The 17,900-nt window shown below is 59.2% G+C and carries 18 protein-coding genes and 1 pseudogene; 17 read left to right on the top strand and 2 right to left on the bottom strand.

Features of this window, described 5'->3' with window-relative positions; genetic code table 11:
- The first annotated feature begins 221 nt into the window (after positions 1 to 221).
- From psbE to CYA_RS11360, 14 genes and pseudogenes are all read left to right on the top strand, one after another.
- Positions 222 to 467, top strand: coding sequence for a cytochrome b559 subunit alpha (psbE, locus tag CYA_RS11410; protein WP_011431225.1), 246 nt, complete (start codon positions 222 to 224; stop codon positions 465 to 467).
- Positions 468 to 550: 83 nt separating this feature from the next.
- Positions 551 to 694, top strand: a complete 144-nt coding sequence (gene psbF / locus CYA_RS11405; protein WP_011431224.1) for a cytochrome b559 subunit beta — start codon at positions 551 to 553, stop codon at positions 692 to 694.
- A 5-nt stretch (positions 695 to 699) separates the two neighbouring features.
- Complete coding sequence (locus CYA_RS11400; protein WP_011431223.1) at positions 700 to 825, top strand: photosystem II reaction center protein L; 126 nt, start codon at positions 700 to 702, stop codon at positions 823 to 825.
- 140 nt (positions 826 to 965) lie between these two features.
- Positions 966 to 1,085 carry a photosystem II reaction center protein J gene (locus CYA_RS14210; protein ID WP_011431222.1) on the top strand — a complete coding sequence of 40 codons (120 nt, stop codon included), beginning with the start codon at positions 966 to 968 and terminating at the stop codon, positions 1,083 to 1,085.
- A 304-nt stretch (positions 1,086 to 1,389) separates the two neighbouring features.
- Positions 1,390 to 2,496: pseudogene (locus CYA_RS11395) on the top strand (RNA-guided endonuclease InsQ/TnpB family protein).
- A 350-nt stretch (positions 2,497 to 2,846) separates the two neighbouring features.
- Complete coding sequence (locus tag CYA_RS14205; RefSeq protein WP_011431221.1) at positions 2,847 to 3,440, top strand: IS607 family transposase; 594 nt, start codon at positions 2,847 to 2,849, stop codon at positions 3,438 to 3,440.
- Entirely contained in the window at positions 3,328 to 4,575 is a 1,248-nt protein-coding gene (locus CYA_RS11390) for an RNA-guided endonuclease InsQ/TnpB family protein (protein ID WP_148203210.1), read from the top strand. Before CYA_RS14205 ends, CYA_RS11390 begins: the two co-directional genes overlap by 113 nt.
- Before the next feature lie 53 nt (positions 4,576 to 4,628).
- A complete protein-coding gene (locus CYA_RS11385) occupies positions 4,629 to 4,934 on the top strand; it encodes a TMEM165/GDT1 family protein (RefSeq protein WP_099812838.1) in 306 nt (101 codons plus the stop codon).
- Between the two features lie 107 nt (positions 4,935 to 5,041).
- Positions 5,042 to 5,194 carry a hypothetical protein gene (locus CYA_RS15105; RefSeq protein ID WP_011431218.1) on the top strand — a complete coding sequence of 51 codons (153 nt, stop codon included), beginning with the start codon at positions 5,042 to 5,044 and terminating at the stop codon, positions 5,192 to 5,194.
- A 98-nt stretch (positions 5,195 to 5,292) separates the two neighbouring features.
- On the top strand, positions 5,293 to 6,057 hold the full coding sequence (gene pyrH / locus CYA_RS11380) for a UMP kinase (RefSeq protein WP_011431217.1): 765 nt from the start codon (positions 5,293 to 5,295) through the stop codon (positions 6,055 to 6,057).
- Positions 6,058 to 6,177: 120 nt separating this feature from the next.
- A complete protein-coding gene (gene mltG / locus CYA_RS11375) occupies positions 6,178 to 7,299 on the top strand; it encodes an endolytic transglycosylase MltG (RefSeq protein WP_011431216.1) in 1,122 nt (373 codons plus the stop codon).
- Between the two features lie 43 nt (positions 7,300 to 7,342).
- Positions 7,343 to 7,831 (top strand): YqeG family HAD IIIA-type phosphatase, encoded by a 489-nt coding sequence (locus tag CYA_RS11370; RefSeq protein ID WP_011431215.1) that lies wholly within the window; start codon positions 7,343 to 7,345, stop codon positions 7,829 to 7,831.
- Positions 7,832 to 8,092: 261 nt separating this feature from the next.
- Positions 8,093 to 8,740 carry a thermonuclease family protein gene (locus tag CYA_RS11365; RefSeq protein ID WP_011431214.1) on the top strand — a complete coding sequence of 216 codons (648 nt, stop codon included), beginning with the start codon at positions 8,093 to 8,095 and terminating at the stop codon, positions 8,738 to 8,740.
- A gap of 269 nt (positions 8,741 to 9,009) precedes the next feature.
- Positions 9,010 to 9,960 carry a LysR substrate-binding domain-containing protein gene (locus CYA_RS11360; RefSeq protein ID WP_011431213.1) on the top strand — a complete coding sequence of 317 codons (951 nt, stop codon included), beginning with the start codon at positions 9,010 to 9,012 and terminating at the stop codon, positions 9,958 to 9,960.
- A gap of 75 nt (positions 9,961 to 10,035) precedes the next feature.
- Here CYA_RS11360 and CYA_RS11355 read toward each other — a convergent pair whose 3' ends face one another.
- A complete protein-coding gene (locus CYA_RS11355; protein WP_228375315.1) occupies positions 10,036 to 11,277 on the bottom strand; it encodes an RNA-guided endonuclease InsQ/TnpB family protein in 1,242 nt (413 codons plus the stop codon).
- Between CYA_RS11355 and tnpA the strand changes: the two genes are divergently transcribed.
- The 3 genes from tnpA to CYA_RS11340 all read left to right on the top strand — a co-directional run bounded on the left by tnpA (position 11,233) and on the right by CYA_RS11340 (position 13,865).
- A complete protein-coding gene (tnpA, locus tag CYA_RS11350) occupies positions 11,233 to 11,709 on the top strand; it encodes an IS200/IS605-like element ISSoc3 family transposase (protein WP_011431212.1) in 477 nt (158 codons plus the stop codon). The genes CYA_RS11355 and tnpA overlap by 45 nt on opposite strands.
- 172 nt (positions 11,710 to 11,881) lie before the next feature.
- Complete coding sequence (locus CYA_RS11345) at positions 11,882 to 12,793, top strand: alpha/beta fold hydrolase (protein ID WP_228375314.1); 912 nt, start codon at positions 11,882 to 11,884, stop codon at positions 12,791 to 12,793.
- A gap of 268 nt (positions 12,794 to 13,061) precedes the next feature.
- On the top strand, positions 13,062 to 13,865 hold the full coding sequence (locus tag CYA_RS11340; protein ID WP_206336834.1) for an ABC transporter permease: 804 nt from the start codon (positions 13,062 to 13,064) through the stop codon (positions 13,863 to 13,865).
- Between the two features lie 4 nt (positions 13,866 to 13,869).
- On the opposite strand, the gene metH is transcribed toward CYA_RS11340, so the two are convergent.
- On the bottom strand, positions 13,870 to 17,529 hold the full coding sequence (gene metH / locus CYA_RS11335) for a methionine synthase (protein WP_011431208.1): 3,660 nt from the start codon (positions 17,527 to 17,529) through the stop codon (positions 13,870 to 13,872).
- Positions 17,530 to 17,900: the final 371 nt, after the last annotated feature.

The following is a 17,900-nucleotide window of genomic DNA, read 5'->3' as shown; positions in this document are numbered from 1 at the left end:
CCTTTGGCAGTGGGATCCCCTACCCCAGGCGTTCCGGCTCACGCTGCCCTAGAGTTGAACTCAGAGGCTGTTAGGAGATCTTACCTATGCAAGGATGGGGCCTCGCTTGGCGGCAAACAGCTTGAGCAATTGTCTTGTAACTTGTAGCTGTGCATGCAACTCCTTATCATTGTGTTATAGACTCAAAGAGCCCTTTTGCCCCTAGTGCAGGGAGGAGTTTCATGGCTGGCAACACTGGAGAGCGACCTTTTGTCGATATTATTACCAGCGTCCGCTACTGGGTTATTCATGCCCTGACCATTCCCGCTTTGTTTTTGGCGGGTTGGCTTTTTGTCAGCACCGGCTTGGCTTATGATATCTTTGGCACCCCGCGCCCCAATGAGTATTTCACCGCAGAGCGGCAGGAGTTACCGATTGTCAGCGACCGCTTCAACGCTCTTGAGCAACTGGAAAAGTTAACTCGCTAGGAAAGAGCAGGGCCAGGCTGGCAACTCTTTAGTTGTTGCGATTTGTAAATCTATTTTGCGTTCCAAGATGCAGGATCTGGACTATGGCGACCAAATCTGTTAACAAACCTGACGAGCCTGTTTTCTACCCCGTTTTTACTGTCCGTTGGTTGGCGGTGCATACTTTGGCGATTCCAACCGTTTTCTTTTTGGGAGCTATTGCCGCAATGCAGTTTATTCAACGGTGAACCCCATGGCTGATCAACCTGAGAAGAATCCCAACACCCAGCCGGTAGAGCTAAACCGCACCTCCCTATACTTGGGCTTGCTGCTGGTGTTTGTGGTGGGGCTGTTGTTTTCCAGCTACTTTCTCAACTGAGACTTCACTTGTCTCTGGTCTTAAGTTGAGAAAAAGCTGTAGGGATCAATGTAGGCTTACCTTAGCCAGCCCTTGGTTCTCTTTGCAGACTACGGGTGCAACTTTTTAGACCTATCTTTTTCTTCTGGAGGCCAGTTGCTATGACTAGTCAGGCAAGGATCCCTCTGTGGATAGTGGCTGTGGTTGTCGGTTTGGGTGTGGTCACGGTGGTTGGGCTTTTCTTCTATGGCTCCTATACCGGTCTTGGAGCGCCCGTGTAGTTTAGACAAGTAGAGGAGGGCGAGGGGCAGTAATCTAGACAGACCCCTCGCTCTGTTTCGTTTCGGGGTATGCGGGTCAGCTAGAAACCGCGGGAGCTCCCCTGTACCCCCCTATATCCCCCCGCCCAGCCCCCCTGTATCCCCCCGTATACGGGGGGACTGGGGGGCCGGGGGCCGGGCCGGTCAGTGACGGGAGGAATGCGGTCTGTTGATGTATAGTTACAGCATGCCCCAAGTCTTGACTATCAAACTGTTCGCGCTAGCGGGACGGAGTCCTTAGGTATCGGAGTCACAAGCCGTCAAGCTGGATGCGACTCTGGACGCCTTTGTGCAGGCCTTGAACTGGGTGAATGAGAACACACCAGAGAAGATAGTCAACGCCGTCAAGCTCCAATCTCTCTGCTAGCGCGAGATTCGTACCTGCTTTGGGCTATCCTGGCACAACAGGTATGCAGACGGGTGGCAGGGTCGCGTAAGGTTGCCCGGCAACAGAACTGTCCGGTCAAGGCCTTCAAGGCAGGCTTCGTGACCTACGATGCCCGCATCTTTTCCTTCCGCGAGAACGACTGGACGGTGTCGCTGACCACCGTAGAGGGTCGGGAACGCTTTGAGTTGGCCATTGGCAACTATCAACGAGGGATGCTGGCCGGCACCAATCCCAAATCGGCCACGTTGGTCAAACGCAAAGAGGGTTCTCACTACATCCAGATTGGCGTCGAGCCAGACACCCCCAAGGCGATGGGGGTGGACTTGGGGAGGAGAGATATTGCCCATACCTCAGAGGAGGACAACTGGAATGGACAGCCGTTGAACCAGGTCAGAGACCACTCCTCCCGGCTGCGGGCGTCACTTCAACGCAAAGCCAGTCAGGGCACAAGATCTAGTCGGCGCAGATGCCGCCAACTCTTGCAACGGCTGTCTGGTCAGGAGAGACGCTTGCAAACCTGGGTCAATCCCTGCATCTCCAAAGCGATTGTGTCGAGGGCGCAGGCCACCCACAGTTTTATTGCCCTGGAAGACCTGAGTGGCATTAGGGAGCGCACCAACCGACAGCCGCGCAGTTAAGATAGAGCGGCGGCGGTCGAATAGTTGGGCGTTCTATCAACTGAAGCAGTTTGTGCAGTACAAGGCGCTGCGGGCCGGGATCCAGGTTGGGGTGGTGCCGCCTGCCTACAGCTCGCAGACCTGCCACCCGTGCCTGTGGATTGGGCAACGGGAAGGGAAGCATTTTCGTTGTGTGAACTCGGTCTGTGGCTGGAAAGGGGATGCAGATTTTAACGGTGCCAACGTGATTGCATTATTGGGGGCTGCTGTAAACCAGCCCCCCTACCTCCCCCCGTATACGGGGGTTGGGGAGCGGTCGGAGCCCGGTAGTTTACACATCTCCCGTGAAGGGGAAGGGTGGCTTTGACACTCCCACCCAGGGGATTCTTACGCAGCCCAAAGTGGACTCGCGAAGGCGCTGTCAAGACGCCTCTAGACAGTCCTTTGAGGCATAACCTCAAAGTTCTGCTTACTTCGGACTTAAGTTCCGCCAGGTTAGTTATTGCCACGCGGGTTTTGCACCGCAGTAGGTTGTTTTCCTGGAGAAGCTCTGTACTAATAACAAAGAAGCAACTAAAGTGGCTCAAGGGCTTTTCCGCCGCGTACTCAAGTACAGGGCTACCAAGCTATCCTCTTGTGTAAGAGCATGACTCTAGTCAATGATATGCTGGACTATACTGAAAATAATGTACAATATGTTCAGTATGGCTGCTTGGTATGGCTAGGTATGTAAAACCGAGAGAAGCGGCGGATTATTTTGGGGTGTGTCTCCACACCTTGAGGCGATGGGAACAGAAGGGCTGGATCAAAGCAATACGTACTCCATCTGGTAGGGCAAGAAGGTATGACCTCGACAGCTACATCAGAACGCCAAAGAAAGCCAAACGAGTCGTTTTGTACGCCCGAGTCAGCAGTCGAGGGCAAAAGTCAGACTTGGAGAGACAGATTGCAAGACTGGTTAACCTCTATCCTGGAGCCGAAGTGGTCGGAGAGGTTGGCGGCGGTCTCGACTTCAAAAGACCAAAGTTCCTTGCCTTATTGGAACGAGTCCGTGCAGGAGATATCGGAACAATTGTGGTCGCTCACCGGGATCGACTCTGCCGGTTTGGATTTGAGCTCGTTGAGTGGTACTGCCGTCAATACGGGTGCGAAATCTTGGTTCTCGATGACGATCACCTTTCTCCCCAACAGGAACTGGTTGAGGATATCCTCACCATCCTGCACTGCTTCAGCAGTCGGCTCTACGGACTCAGAAAATACCGGGCTGCAATCGAGAAAGATACGGATTTATCCGGAGCCAGCGCTGGCTAAAGTTTGGAAGCGGTGGCAAGCGGCGTGCCGGTACTGCTACAACCAAGCGATTGCCTATCAGCGTCAGCATGGTGCTCCAAGAACGGCCAGAAAGCTGCGGGACATCATCCTGCGCTCCGACCTACCCGAGTGGGTGAAGGACGTCCCTTGCCACATCAAGCAGAACGCGGTCGTCGAGGCGTGGTTGGCGTTTCGCCGAAGCAAAGACGCGAGGTTTCGCAGTGTGCGAGACAGGTCGCATACGCTGCAATTCAACGCCGGCAACTTTCGCAATGGGACGTGGTATCCGAAACTCACCCGAGGCTTGGCGTTCCGCGCATCCGAGGAGATGCCCAGAGAATGGGCACGTGGAACTGAGCTAATGCGGGTGAAAGACAGATGGTATGCCATCTTTCCTGAGCCCGTGAACGAGCAGTGTTCGTTAGCAAAGGGGGTTGTTGCGCTTGACCCTGGAGTAAGAAGCTTCCTTACAGGGTTTGATGGGGCGGGCTTTGTAGATATTGCCAAGGGAGACTTTGGCAGGATCGTTCGGCTGTGCTACCACCTAGACGATCTGCAGTCCAGGCTGAGTAAAGCACCGAGACCCAAGCGTAGGCGAATGCGGCAAGCGGCGTTTCGTCTGCGGGAGAGAATCAGGAACTTGGTGGACGAGTGCCATCGCAAGGTAGCGGCGTTCCTAACGGATAACTACCGATTGATATTCCTCCCCACTTTCGAGTCAGCCAAGATGGTTGCCAAGGCAGGGAGGAAGTTTGGTAGCAAGACAGCAAGGGCGATGCTCACCTGGGCGCACTACCGGTTCAAGCAGCTCCTGAAGTTTCAAGCCAAGAAGAAAAACGTGGTTGTCGTGGAAGTATCGGAAGCGTACACCAGCAAAACCTGTACCAAGTGCGGGCACATCCACACCAAGTTGGGTGGCGCAAAGGTGTTTAGATGCCCAAAGTGCAACCATAGGCTACCACGAGATTGGCAAGGCGCTCTGGGTGTTATGCTCAGAGCTTTGCGGGATACCGCCTTTCTGTTTGGACTCCGTCCGAGTAGCGCGGTCGCGTCAGCATCGCGTAGTGACAACGGAAACGGACAGAATGCTATCGCTTCACCGCTGAGCAGTAATGCTCAGCAGTGTTCAGCGTAAATGTATCAGCAACGTGGCTACAGAGAAACGTGTTGAGCCAGCACAGCAGTCAGATGTTCTCTTTCTTGAAACAGACAGCGGCGCGAGCTGCTCTGGTCAGCTTCGGCTCAATTTTGCTGGCCGAAATGGGCGATAAAACCCAGTTGGCCACCCTGCTCCTCAGCGCCCACTCGCAAAATCTTGGGGTGATCTTCTGCGGAGCTGCTGCTGCCCTAATCAGCACCAGCTTCATTGGGGTATGGGCGGGGGCTTGGGTAGCGCGAGTCATCCCCCCCCGCTGGATCAAAACCTCGGCAGGCGTGGGGTTCCTCCTGATCGGCCTATCTCTGCTCTGGGGATCCCTGCCCATAGCTGGCTGAGCAGAGGCCTTCAGGATGGCTCCGGCAAAGCATGTTACGATTAAGGACGCCTCGCACTCCACCTGAGTGCCTCACTTTATGCCGGACAACCGGTCAGGAAGACCAGCATGGCCAAAAAACGCAACCTGAAGCGGGAAAAAGCCGAGCGCAACCGCGAGTATGCCAAGCAGTTTCAGAAAAGTCGTGCTCGCAATAGCCGCCGCTTCCGTTCTGTTCCTCGGGATCAGGAGGCCAGCGCTGGCGAAGAACAGCAGCCGTGATGGCAAGTTCGTCGAGAGGCTCTGTTGACCAACACCCTGACCGGAGCTAGCCCAGCAAAGCTGCTATTGTAGGCAGGGGTGGGCTGGAGCGGATAGCCATGAAGTACCGACGTATTCTGCTGAAGCTGAGCGGTGAAGCCCTGATGGGGGAACGTCCCTACGGGATTGACCCCGAGGTCTTGCAGTCCATTGCCAGTGAAGTAGCCTCGGTGGTGCGGGCGGGCGTGCAGGTGGCGATCGTGGTGGGAGGGGGCAATATCTGGCGCGGGCGCAAGGAAGCGGCTGCCCAGGGGATGGATCAAGCTTCTGCTGACTACGTGGGGATGTTGGCCACCGTCATCAACGCCTTAACCTTGCAAGATGCCATCGAGCGGGCCGGGATCCCGACGCGGGTGCAGACGGCCATTGCCATGCAGGAGGTGGCAGAGCCTTACATTCGTCGCCGCGCCATTCGTCACCTGGAAAAAGGGCGGGTGGTGATCTTTGGGGCAGGCTCTGGAAATCCCTTCTTCACCACCGACACGACTGCGGCCTTGCGGGCGGCGGAGATCGATGCCGAGGTGATCTTCAAAGCCACCAAGGTGGACGGGGTTTATGACGCGGATCCCAAGACCCATCCTCAGGCCCGCCGCTACGATGTCCTCAGCTACCAGGATGTGCTTACCCGCGATCTGCGGGTGATGGACAGCACTGCCATCGCCCTCTGCAAAGAAAATCAACTACCCATCGTGGTTTTCGACTTGACCACTCCCGGCAACATCTACCGGGTGGTGCAAGGGGAGCCCATCGGCACTTGGATTGGACAAACAACTCCCAAGAGCAATGGGATCCCTGCCCGCCTGGCCCAGGAGAGCGGATCCTAAGTGGGATAGGCCGAGGCTACACTGGGGGTGGCCCTAACTGACCGGTGACGGCCTGAAGATCTCTTCTGGCCACGCTAACCTGGCCAGAGCATGTGCTGTCGCGATGTGGAGGGGAAGGCGATGACCGATCACCGCGATCCCGCCTCGCCCGAAGGCCTGATCGCCCAAAGTGCTCCGCCCCGCTGCCGCCAACGCTGGGGTCGCCGTCTAGTGCAAGGCTTAGCTTTCCTGGTGGCCTTGGCCGTTGGATTTGGCTACTGGCGCTGGCAGACCTGGCTTCAGCCGCTGGGTGGCCCAGAGCCAATCCAGGTGGTGATCCAGCCGGGCAGCAGCAGCCGTTTAATCGGGAAACAACTGCACCAAGCGGGGGTGATCCGCTCTGCCTTGGCCTGGGAGCTGTGGAGCCGCACCTTTGGACGCGACTGGCTGTTTCAGGCAGGTACCTACGCTTTGGATCCCAACCAAGACATGCTATCCGTAGCCCGACAACTGCGGCAGGGCCGGATTCTGCAGCGGCGGCTGACCATCCCGGAGGGCTGGCGGATCGAGCAGATGGCGGCGGCCTTGGCGGAGCGCAACTGGTTGGCAGCCGATGTTTTCATCGCCACGGCCCGCGTGATCCCTCCCCTCGATTGGCTGCCCCCCAGCTTGAACTCCCTGGAAGGCTATCTCTTCCCCGACACCTATCTTTTTCCTGTCGAACAGGTGGAGGGATCCCTGCCGGATCAGCAAAAAGCCGAGATTGTCATCAACGCCATGCTGCAGCGGTTTGCCGCCGTGGCCCTACCCCTGTTTCGCCAGCACACTACTTCCCTCTCCTTGCATGAGTGGGTTACCTTGGCCAGCATTGTGGAGCGGGAGGCCGCCGTGCCGGAGGAGCGTGCCTTAATCGCGGGCGTCTTTTTGAACCGGCTCAAAAAGGGAATGCCCTTGGGAGCCGATCCGACGGTGGAATATGCCCTGAACATCCAGCAGACGCCAGATCGCCGCCTCACCCTTGCCGAGGTGCGTACCCCCTCCCCCTACAACACCTACCTCACCCCCGGCTTGCCCCCTGGCCCCATCGCCAGTCCGGGCTTAGCCAGCCTCAAAGCCGTTTTGGAGCCTGAGGAGACCGATTACCTCTACTTTGTGGCCCGCTACGACGGCACCCATGTTTTCAGCAAGACCCTAGCCGAGCACGAGGCAGCTCAACGGCAAATCCTCCGCGAGCGGCAGGGATCCCCGCCCACTTCGCAATGAGAAGGTCAGGAGCATTGGCAGTTGGTGGCTGAAAAGGTTCTCGATGGTACGCAAACCTTGGTTCAAGCTCCTGCAACCGGATGTGGTGGTGGCCGGCACTGTCTTGCGGCTGCGGGCAGAAGATCTGTTGGCCTGGCAGGTGAGGGGCGTCATCTTCGACGTGGACGACACGCTGGTGCCGATCCGCCAGGCTGAGGTGGATCCGGCTGTGGCCGCCTGGCTGGAGCAATTGCGCCCCCACTTTCAGATTTGGCTGGTGAGCAACAACCTCAACCGCAACCGCATTCGCCAAATCGGCGAGAGCTTGAACCTGCCTTCCATTCACGGCGCCGGCAAACCCTCGCGGCGCGCTCTGCGGCGGGCTGTGGCGCAAATGAACCTGCCGGTGGAGGCGGTGGCCATCGTGGGCGATCGCCTGTGGACGGATATCCTGGCGGGCAATCGGCTGGGCTTGGTTACCGTATTGGTCAACTCCCTCCTGCCCAAGACTCTGGAGAAGAGCCCTGCGGCCATCCTGGATCCCCGCGTTTGAGAGATTCTTTGGACAACCTCACCCCCGTCCCCTCTCCCAGAGGGAGAGGGGAGCTAGGAAATAACGTAACGAGCCGTTTCATTTTTGAAATGACTCTATAGGTTGTCAGGGGGTGGCGCATCCGCAAGTTGAAATCGAGAGACAGCTTGCAGAACTGACCCATCTGCCCAAGTTTTTTGTAGAGTGACGGCAGTGAGCCGGCTCCGGCATTGGGCCCGCCGGGTGGCGGTGTAAAGGCAGCGTCAAATTCAAAGGTTAAGCATGCAAACCATCCCTGTCGTCAAGTCCGCCATGCAACGGGTGAAGTCCATGATGCAGAAATCGCTGCGGTCTGTTCCCATCTCTCACCGTCCCAAGTCTCTGTTGATATCTCAGGGACGGAGTTTAATTAAGCTGAGCAGCCTGCTGGCCTTGCCCTTGCTGGTCTCGGCATGGCCCGCTTGGGCCTTGACCTTGGTGGCCCGTCCGGATCTACGCAGCCTCAAACGGGCACAAGTCATTCGGGTGGTCGATTACAACACCCTGGTTGTCCAGCTCGAAGGGGACTTGAATTTGCGGCTGGTGCAACTGATCGGGATTGCTCCTCTGCCGGCAGAGCTCAATCCTACGTGGACGAAGCTGCGCGGGCAAACCCCTCTGCCCATCTCCAATGCTGGTCAATACCTGCAGACGGCTTTGCTGGGGCGCGAGGTTTTCTTGGAGTTGGATCCCGCTCTGGCCCCCACCCCCACCCTGCCTGCCTACGTTTGGCGGGCCAATACCCTCATCAACCAGGAAATGCTGTTTTTGGGGCATGGCCTACTGTCGCCGCAAACCAATGGCCTCAAGTACGGCGTCATTCTCAAAGAGGCAGCCAATGCGGCAAGGCAACAGGGGCGCGGCTATTGGACGCCCTATGGCCCTCGCTAGAGGGAAGCCAAAGACAGGTCCAGAGCCGCCTGGCCCTTGGGGATGGCTCTCAACTTCAACAAACAGTTTCAACGGCTCTTCGGGAGAGGCGCTCCACCCCAGATCCCGTCCAAAAGGCGGGAGCGAGCCGTTCTCTCGAGATTGCTCACCTTTTGTATTTTCTTAGTATTTAGCCTGCTTATATATGATGATCTCAGGCGGGCTTTCGATCCTGGGCTGCCGAGTTCGCTGGGTTGAAAGGGATCCCGCTGGGTGATTTGGAGTTCCCTATGGCGGATGAACTGCCGTTTACCCTGGATCAGCTCCTCATCGTTCAGGCGATTGCGCAGCAGGGGAGTTTTCGGCGGGCTGCGGAGAGCCTGTTTGTCTCCCAGCCAGCGGTCAGCTTGCAGGTGCAGAACCTGGAGCGACAGTTGGGAGTGGTGTTGTTTGACCGCGGCGGGCGCAAGGTGGAGCTGACGGATGCGGGGCAGGTGTTGCTGCACTACAGCGAGCGCATCCTCAAGCTCTGCCGGGAAGCGGTTCAAGCTCTGGCCAATTTGCAAGAGATGGGAGGGGGGCACTTGGTTTTGGGGGCCAGCCAAACGGTGGGCACCTACGTCATGCCCTCTTTGATCGCGCAGTATCACCGCAGCTATCCCCAGATTTCGGTGCAGCTCTTGGTGCAATCCACACGGCGAATTGCCCAGAAGCTGGTGGAGGGTCGGCTGGATCTGGCCATTGTCGGCGGGGAGATCCCCTTTGACTTACAGCGGCATTTGAAGGTGATTGCTCTGGCGGAAGACGAATACGTGTTGGTCGGCGCCCCCAGCTGTGCCCTCGATGCTCCCGCCCTTGTGGATCTGTTGACTTTGCCCTTCATTACCCTGGATCCCCAGTCTTCCACGCGGCAGACCATCGACCGGGTGCTGAATCGCCACGGCATCAACCCGGGCCAGCTAAATGTACGGCTGGAACTCAGCTCGATTGAGGCAATCAAGAATGCCGTCCAGGCTGGCTTGGGGGTGGCTTTTTTGTCGATGGTGGCGGTGGGCTCCGACTTGGAGCAAGGGCGGCTGAAAAAGCTGGCGGTGGAAGGGCTGCAGATACGGCGCACCCTTTGGCTGGCGTTTAACCCGGAGCGCTATCAATCGCAGGCGGCCACCCGCTTTCGCGAGGGGCTGCTGAGCTGCCAAGACTGGCTGAAAACTCCCCCTCCCCACTTACAGTTGCTCGCTTGAGTGACATCCTCTCCCGCTAAGCCCTGACGGGCTGTAGACGGGAGCTTCCGAGAATCACTTCCCGGAGTTGCTGCTTCAACGGACTGGTAAACCAGGATCCTCCACAGCCAGAGAGCGGCAGTCCCACCGCCCCCCTATATCCCCCCGTATACGGGGGGACCTGAGTCCACGCTTCAAAATCTCGATAGCAGCGTTCAAGTCTCTGTCCCACGACCCGCAACGAGGGCAATCATGCACCCGTTCCGACAAGGTCTTGGGAACACGCTCCTCACAAACACAACAATTTTGGGACGTACCACGGGGTTCTACTCTCAACACCTGTTTGCCGCGTTTGACCGCCACTGCTGTCAGAATGTCAAGAAATCGTCCCCAAGCCGCATCCAAAATCGATTTAGCCAACCGAGTCCGTGCCAGCCCTCGGACGTTGAGATCCTCCACCACCAACAGGTCGTATTGCCCCACCAGCCAGTGCGCCACTTGGTAGTGGAACGCTTTGCGTTGTCGGGCAACGTGCAACTGCAAACAAGCAACTTTCGTGGCTTGTCTCTTCCAGTTGGCGGATCCCTTCACCTTGCGGCTCAGTTGCCGCTGCTGTCGGGCCAAGTGCTTTTGAGCTTGGCGGTAGTACCGCGGGATAGGCACCACCTCCCCATCGCTGGTGGTGAGAAACCTATCCAATCCCACATCAATGCCCACCGCCTTTTTGACCGGCACAGGCTCTGGGAGAGGAACGCTTTTGTCTTCCAAGCTGATGCAGACATACCACCCATCGGCCTTGCGCACCACTGTGCAGGTTTTTGGTACAAACCCCTCCGGCAAGGGGCGGTGCAGCACCACAGGCATCGAGCCAATCTTGCTCAGCCGCAGAGTCTCCCCTTCCAGATGCGCTCCCGCCTTGGGGCAATTGATGCGGGGGAATGTGAAGGATCTCAACTCCCCCGCTTTTTTGAAGCGAGGCCGCCCCCGCCGCTTGCCTGTGCTATCCGGCACCTGCCACGCTTTCCACGCCTTGTCCAGCCGTATCAAGTTTTGCTGCAGCACATCAGCGTAAATGCCCCGGTAAGCCGGGAACAGTTGCTTGATTTGTTTGAGGGATCCCGCCTGCCGATAATAATTCGGCTCCAGCGGAGCTTCTGACACAGGCAACGGGCACGAGACAAGACTGCAACGGTCAATTGGGCAACGGGTTGCGGTCAGCCAGTCCAGTCTCTGCCCCAGAGCGTCGTTCCACTGCCGCCGCAACAATTCCAGCCACTCGGTCATCAGAGCGGCTTGGTCGTCGCTGGGCAGGATCCGGTACTCGTAGGTGATAATCATGAGACGGTTCTAGCATTTAGCGCAACGAGCTACAACATAGGCCATCGTTCTGTTTACAGCCTACAAATCCACTTGGTGCTGGTGACAAAGTACCGTCGTCGGGTGATAACTGCTCCAATGTTGCAGAGGCTGGAAGATATATTTCGAGCGACCTGCCAAAAGTGGCGCTGTTCCTTGGTGGAGTTCAAGGGTGAGGCGGATCATGTGCATCTGTTGGTGAGTTTTCCGCCGGATGTTCAGGTCTCGAAGCTGGTGAACAACCTGAAAACAGTCTCCAGCCGGTTGATTCGCAAAGAGTTCGCCACAGAGGTGGCACGGTTCTACAGCAAGCCTGTATTTTGGACAGGGGCCTATTTTGTTGCCTCTTGTGGTGGGGTCACCGTTGAGGAGTTGAAGAAGTATGTCGAGCAGCAGGCAACGCCCAGATTGTGAGACTCAGGGGCATTGAACCCCTTCGTCTCACCGCCTATCCCCCATCCCGCCAAGCTGCGCTGTGGCGGGAGTACCCCAGAGGTTCTGATGGCAGCTTTTTCCGACCAGCTCGGAGAGAGCGGAGGGGATCCCTTAGAAGTGGAAAAAGCTGTATTCGTCGACTAGGGAGCTGATGAGGGAGCAAGAGCTACTGGAACGACTGCCCTTGGCGCAGCGTCTGGCGGAGTTGAGGGCCCGCATTCAAGAGATCCCGCTGCACAGGGTGCAGTTGGAGGGATTAAATCTGGCGGGAGCAGAGTCCTGCTGGGCCGCCTATCGGGAGCTGGGGCAAGGCGAGATGCCGCTGCTGTTTTTGCACGGCTTCATGGCCACTCACGCCAATTGGTGGCCGCTGATGCAAGGGTTGGGCGACCGATACCGCTGCATCGCCCTGGATTTGCTGGGGTTTGGTCAGTCCAGCCAACCGGCTCTGCGCTACGACATCGCCGTGGAGGTAGAGTTTGTGCGCGGGTTTGTCGAGGCGCTGCGCCTGCCTGAGCCGGTGTTGGTGGGCCACTCTTTTGGCGGCTGGGTGGCGGCGGCCTACGCCATTCGTTACCCCCTGCGGGGGTTGGTCTTACTGGCGCCTGCCGGGATCCGCGACGACAGCTTTGTCAAACGCTACCGGCACATGCGGCTTTTGCTCCGGGAAGGCGCGTGGGTTGATAGGCTGCTGCGAGCCGCCATCCCCCTGGCCCGTTGGGGACGTTGGGAGGAGCGACTGGCTTGGCTGCTGTGGCTGCGGGGATCCCTGCGCCAACAGCCGGTGGCCCGCCAATTTCTCCGCCAGCGCCTGCGCCCCCAAGCTGCCGTCGATACGGTCGAACGTCAGCTTCATGCCATTCAGGTTCCCACCCTAGTAGTTGCCGCTGAGCGGGACGACACCATTCCCCTCTGGCATTGCCAAGCCTATGCGGAGGGGATCCCTGGAGCCCAGCTCAAGATCCTGCCCGGTGCTGGACACGCCATCCCCGCCCTGCATGCGGAGCAGGTGCTGCCCTTGATTCGAGAGTTTCTGGAGAGCTTGAGCCCAAAGCTGGACTAAGGGACGCCGACTCCTCCCTTTAGGCAAGGTGGCTTTCCCGGATTTAGACTAAGAAACCGCCCTCATGCCGAGCTTCTTAGGCCGGCAGACAGAGAACCCCCTCGGCATTTCGGCTGCCTCGGCCCCCCCGCCAAAGGGAGAGGGGAGCGGCAGGCAGCATACAGTTTTGCTACATCTTGCCATAGGCAGCGAGCTATAGACTTGGAGGGAGGTAGGCTGGCAGCGCGGCCGCTTTTTCCGGCAGATCCCTGGGAGGGCAGGAAGGGGAGTGGCGAAGATACCCATCTGGCTGCGGGGAGTGAGCTATGCCATCTATGGCTTTCTCTACCTGCCGATTTTGCTCATTGCTGTCTATTCCTTTAACCGCGCCCGCTTCGGGTTGGTGTGGACAGGCTTTACCTTCGATTGGTACTGGGCTCTCTTTCGCAATGCTGCGATCTGGCAGGCCACGCAAAATACCCTTGTCTTGGCTGGAGTCAGCACCCTGGTGAGCACGCTGCTGGGATCCCTTTTGGGCTATGGGCTGTACCGCTACCGCTTCCCCGGCCAGAAGGCTGTGCAGGGACTGCTGCTGTTGCCGGTGGTCGTCCCCGACATTGTGATGGCCATTACCCTGCTGTTGTTTTACCAGTTGGTGCGCGCCTACACCGGCTGGTTTGAGCTGGGCCTGGGGACGATGGTGATTGCCCACATCACCTTTCAGATTGCCTTTGTGGCCATCGTGGTGCGCAGCCGCCTGCAGCTTTTGGATCCGGCTTTGGAGGAAGCCGCCTACGACCTCTACGCCAACACCTGGCAGAAGCTGCGCTACGTCACACTGCCGCTGGCCATGCCAGGGATCCTGGCCGCGGCGCTGCTGGCCTTTACCCTCTCCATCGACGATTTTGTGATCTCCTTTTTCACCAGCGGGCCCGAAAGCCAGACCCTGCCCATTTTGATCTACAGCACGGCGCGGCGAGGGGTGACGCCGGAGATCAACGCCCTCTCCACCGTGATCGTCGCGATAACCTTGGTTGCCGTGATGGGCTTTCCCCTGCTCAGCCGCTCCTCTAGGGAGAGGGGCCGGGGGTGAGGGATCAAGTATTGAAATAGCGGGCCGCCGGGTGGTAGGCGACGATGGCGGTGGTGGACTGCTCAGGATCCAACTGGTCGCTTTCGTCCATCCTCAGGCCGATGCGCTCCGTCTGGAGCAGCTCCAACAAAACTCGCTGATCGGCGATGTTGGGGCAGGCGGGATAGCCGAAGCTGTAGCGGGAGCCGCGGTAGCCCTGGTGCAGGATCTGGCGGATGTCGGGGCTGTCCTCGCCGCCAAAGCCCAGCTCCCGCCGGATGCGGGCATGGCACCACTCCGCCAAGGCCTCTGCCAGGGTGACGGCCAGGCCGTGGAAATAGAGATAGTCGGTGTACTGGCCCTCGGCAAAGAGGTGCTGGGCGTAGGCCGTGGCCTCTGGCCCCACTGTAACTGCCTGCATGGGGAAGACGTCCACCAGGCCGGTGGAGCGGTCGGCGAAGAAGTCGGCAATGCAGAGGCGCTGGCCGCTCTTCTGGCGGGGGAAGGTGAAGCGGGCCAGCTCCCGCACCTGGGGAGAAAGCCGAGGGCGATCGACGGTGGGCAATTGCAAATAGGTGGTGGAGCCGGGCTCTAGAGCAAACAGCTCGGGGAAGCTGGCCGGGTCGAAGAGGATCACCGTATTCCCTTCCGCCTGCGCCGGGAAGTAGCCATAAACCACCTGCGGGCGCAGCAAGTCCTCGGTAACAATCCGCTCCTTCCAGCGCTCGATCACCGGCTCCACCTGGGTGGCGAGAAACTGGGCAAACTCCTCCGCCGACTGGTCGCGCGGCTTGCGGATCTGCCACTGGCCGGCCACCAGGGCCTGCTTGTCGATGTAGAAGAAGACCTCCGGCCAGGGGATCTGATCCGGCTCGAGAACTTGGGATCCCCAGAAGGGGGGGATGGGCCGCTCGGTATCGAGGGTAACCGCCTCGGAACGACGGGTGTCTGCCCCGCCGTCGCCAGCCGAGACAGCAGGGGCAGGAGCGGCGCCCACGGTCACCTCTGGAGCCGGCAAGGTGGGATCCCTTTCCTCCACGGCTGCCGCAGCTCTCCTCTGGCGGTTGTCAGAGCGGGATCCCAGCTCGAAGTTATCCAGAAAACCCAGCCGGTCATCCCAGCGCCCGGCCGCCTTGGCCTGCATCAGCCGATCCATAAAGTGCAGGTCGGCAAAGGCGTCGCGGCCGTAGATGACTTGGCCCTTGTAGGTCTGGCGGCAGTCTTCTTCCACAAAGCGGCGGGTGAGGGCCGCCCCTCCCAAGATCACCGGCACGGTAATGCCCCGCTCGTTAAACACCTCCAGATTCTCTTTCATAAAGGCGGTGGATTTCACCAACAGGCCGCTCATGGCAATGCAGTCGGGCTTGTACTTTTCGTAGGCCTCGATGATGTTTTCCACCGGCTGCTTGATGCCCAAATTGATGACCTTGTAGCCGTTGTTGGTGAGGATGATGTCCACCAGGTTTTTGCCGATGTCGTGGACATCCCCCTTGACGGTGGCGATCAAGAAGGTGCCTTTGCACACCTCCCCGCCTACTTTTTCCATGAAGGGCTCCAGGTATTTCACCGCCGCCTTCATGGTTTCTGCCGACTGCAGCACAAACGGCAGTTGCATTTTGCCGGCGCCAAAAAGCTCCCCCACCTCCTTCATGCCGTCTAGCAAAAAGGTGTTGATGATCTCCAGGGGGGGGTATTTCTGCAGCGCCTCTGCCAGGGTCTCCTCCAGGCCGATGCGCTCGCCGTCGATGATGTGCCGCCGCAGCCGCTCCTCCAAGGGCAGTTTGGCCAGGGATCCGGTCGCCCGCAGCTCCTGCCCGGAAACCCCCGCAAACAGCTCCGTCAGCCGCGCCAGGGGATCGTAGGTGCAGATGCCCTCAGCGTTGAACTGGCGCCGATCCCAGATCAGATCCCGGCACACCTGCTGCTGTTCTTCCGGGATCTTGCTCAGGGGCAGGATCTTGGCGGCGCTGACGATGGCGGCATCCAGGCCGGCCTGGCGGCACTCGTGCAAAAACACCGAGTTCAAGACCACGCGGGCTGCCGGCGAGAGCCCAAAGGAGATGTTGGAGATGCCCAAGAGAATGTGGGCCTCAGGAAAAGCCTGGCGGATGCGGCGGATGGCCTCCAGGGTAGCCGCCCCGTTGGCCCGGTCTTCCTCGATGCCGGTGGAGATGGGCAAAGCCAGCGGGTCAAAGAAAATCTCGTAGGGCGGGATCCCGTACTCAACGGCCTGGCGATAGGCCCGCTCGGCAATCTGGAACTTCTTCTCGGCGGTGCGGGCCATGCCCTCCTCGTCGATGGTGCCGATGACCACCCCCGCGCCGTAGGTCTTGGCCAGCTCCAGCACCTTGAAGAAGCGCTCTTCCCCATCCTCGTAGTTGGTGGAGTTGAGCAGGCACTTGCCCCCGGCCACCTTGAGGCCGGCCTCCATCTTCTGCCAGTCGGTGGAATCCAGCATCAGGGGAATGGGTATCTGGGTCACCAGCCGCGAGACCAGCTCCCGCATATCCCGCACCCCGTCCCGGCCCACATAGTCCACGTTGACATCCAAGATGTGGGATCCCTCCCGCACCTGCTCCCGCGCCAGGGCCACCAGGCCGTCCCAATCTTCGGCATTCAGCAGCTCCCGCATCTTCTTGGAGCCGCTGGCGTTGAGCCGCTCGCCGATGATCAAAAAAGAGTTCTCCTGCAGGTAGGGCTGAGGGGCATAGATGGAAGCGGCAGCCTGGATGCGCTCGACGGAGCGGCGTTTGGGCCGCAGCCCCCGCACAGCCTCCACCAAAGCGGCGATGTGACCCGGGCGGGTGCCGCAGCAGCCCCCCACCACCGCCACCCCCAGATCCCGCACAAAGTGCTCCAGGTGGAAGCGCAACTGCTCCGGCGTGAGCTTGTAGTGGGCCTTGCCGCCGATGTTTTCCGGCAGGCCGGCGTTGGGGATGCAGGAGATGGGAAAGGGAGAATGGCGGGAGAGGTAGCGGATGTGCTCAGCCATCTTGTCCGGCCCGGTGGCGCAGTTGAGGCCCAGCACATCGATGGGGTAGGGCTCCAGGATGGCCAGCGCCGCCCCGATCTCCGTGCCCACCAGCATCGTCCCCTGCACCTCAAAGGTCAGAGACACCACCAGCGGCAGGCGGATCCCGCGCCGGGCAAACTCCTGCTGCACGGCCACCAGCGCCGCCTTGGTCTGCAGGATATCTTGACAGGTCTCGATGATGAGGAGATCCACCCCCCCGTCGATCAGGCCCCGCACCTGCTCGGCGTAGCTGGCCCGCATCTCGTCAAAACCGATGTGCCCTAGGGTGGGCAGCTTGGTGGTGGGGCCGATGGAGCCGGCCACAAAGCGAGGCTTTTCCGGCGTCGAAAACTCCGCCGCCAGCCGCTTGGCCAGGCGCGCTGCCGCCACGTTCAGCTCGTAGGCTTTTTCCGCGATCCCGTACTCGGCCAAGACGATCGAGGTGGCGCCAAAAGTATCGGTCTCGATGACATCGGCCCCCACCTCCAGAAAGCCCCGGTGTACCCGCTCCACCGCCTCCGGCTTGCTCAGCACCAGGATCTCGTTGCAGCCTTCTAGCTCCGGCCCGCCAAAATCCGCTGCCGTCAGGTTCTGGGCTTGCAGAGAGGATCCCATTGCCCCGTCGAAGACGATCACACGTTCCTGGAGATGCTGCAGGAAGGGATGGGTCATAGGCGGTGCGGCGCTGGCAGGGATCCTTTCCTTTTAAGGTAGTCTGATTTAAGGTAGCATTGAGCCACTTCCCCGGACTAGGCCAACCCAGGGATCCCCTAGACCAGGATCTCAGAGCCGGGACGGGGTGGGGTGAAGTTAAGATTTTCTTCGTCTGCCCCGTTGCTGTTTCCCCAAGGGCGGGCTAATTTAGGGAAGACATTTTGGTGTGAACGGCTACAGTTGCCTGCAGGGATCTTCCTCAAGGTCGCTTGCTGGCGGCTGCAATGCGCTCTTCTCCTTATAGGTTGGGGTGATTGAGGTGCTGAATATCCTGCCCTCTCAGTAAGTGGCCTGGATTGTGCCAGGGGATAGGCAAAGCCAAAGACTTG

The organism is Synechococcus sp. JA-3-3Ab (assembly GCF_000013205.1).
GTDB lineage: Bacteria > Cyanobacteriota > Cyanobacteriia > Thermostichales > Thermostichaceae > Thermostichus.
The sequence above is the reverse complement of the archived record's forward strand: the minus strand, read 5'-3'. Positions and strand labels throughout refer to the sequence as shown.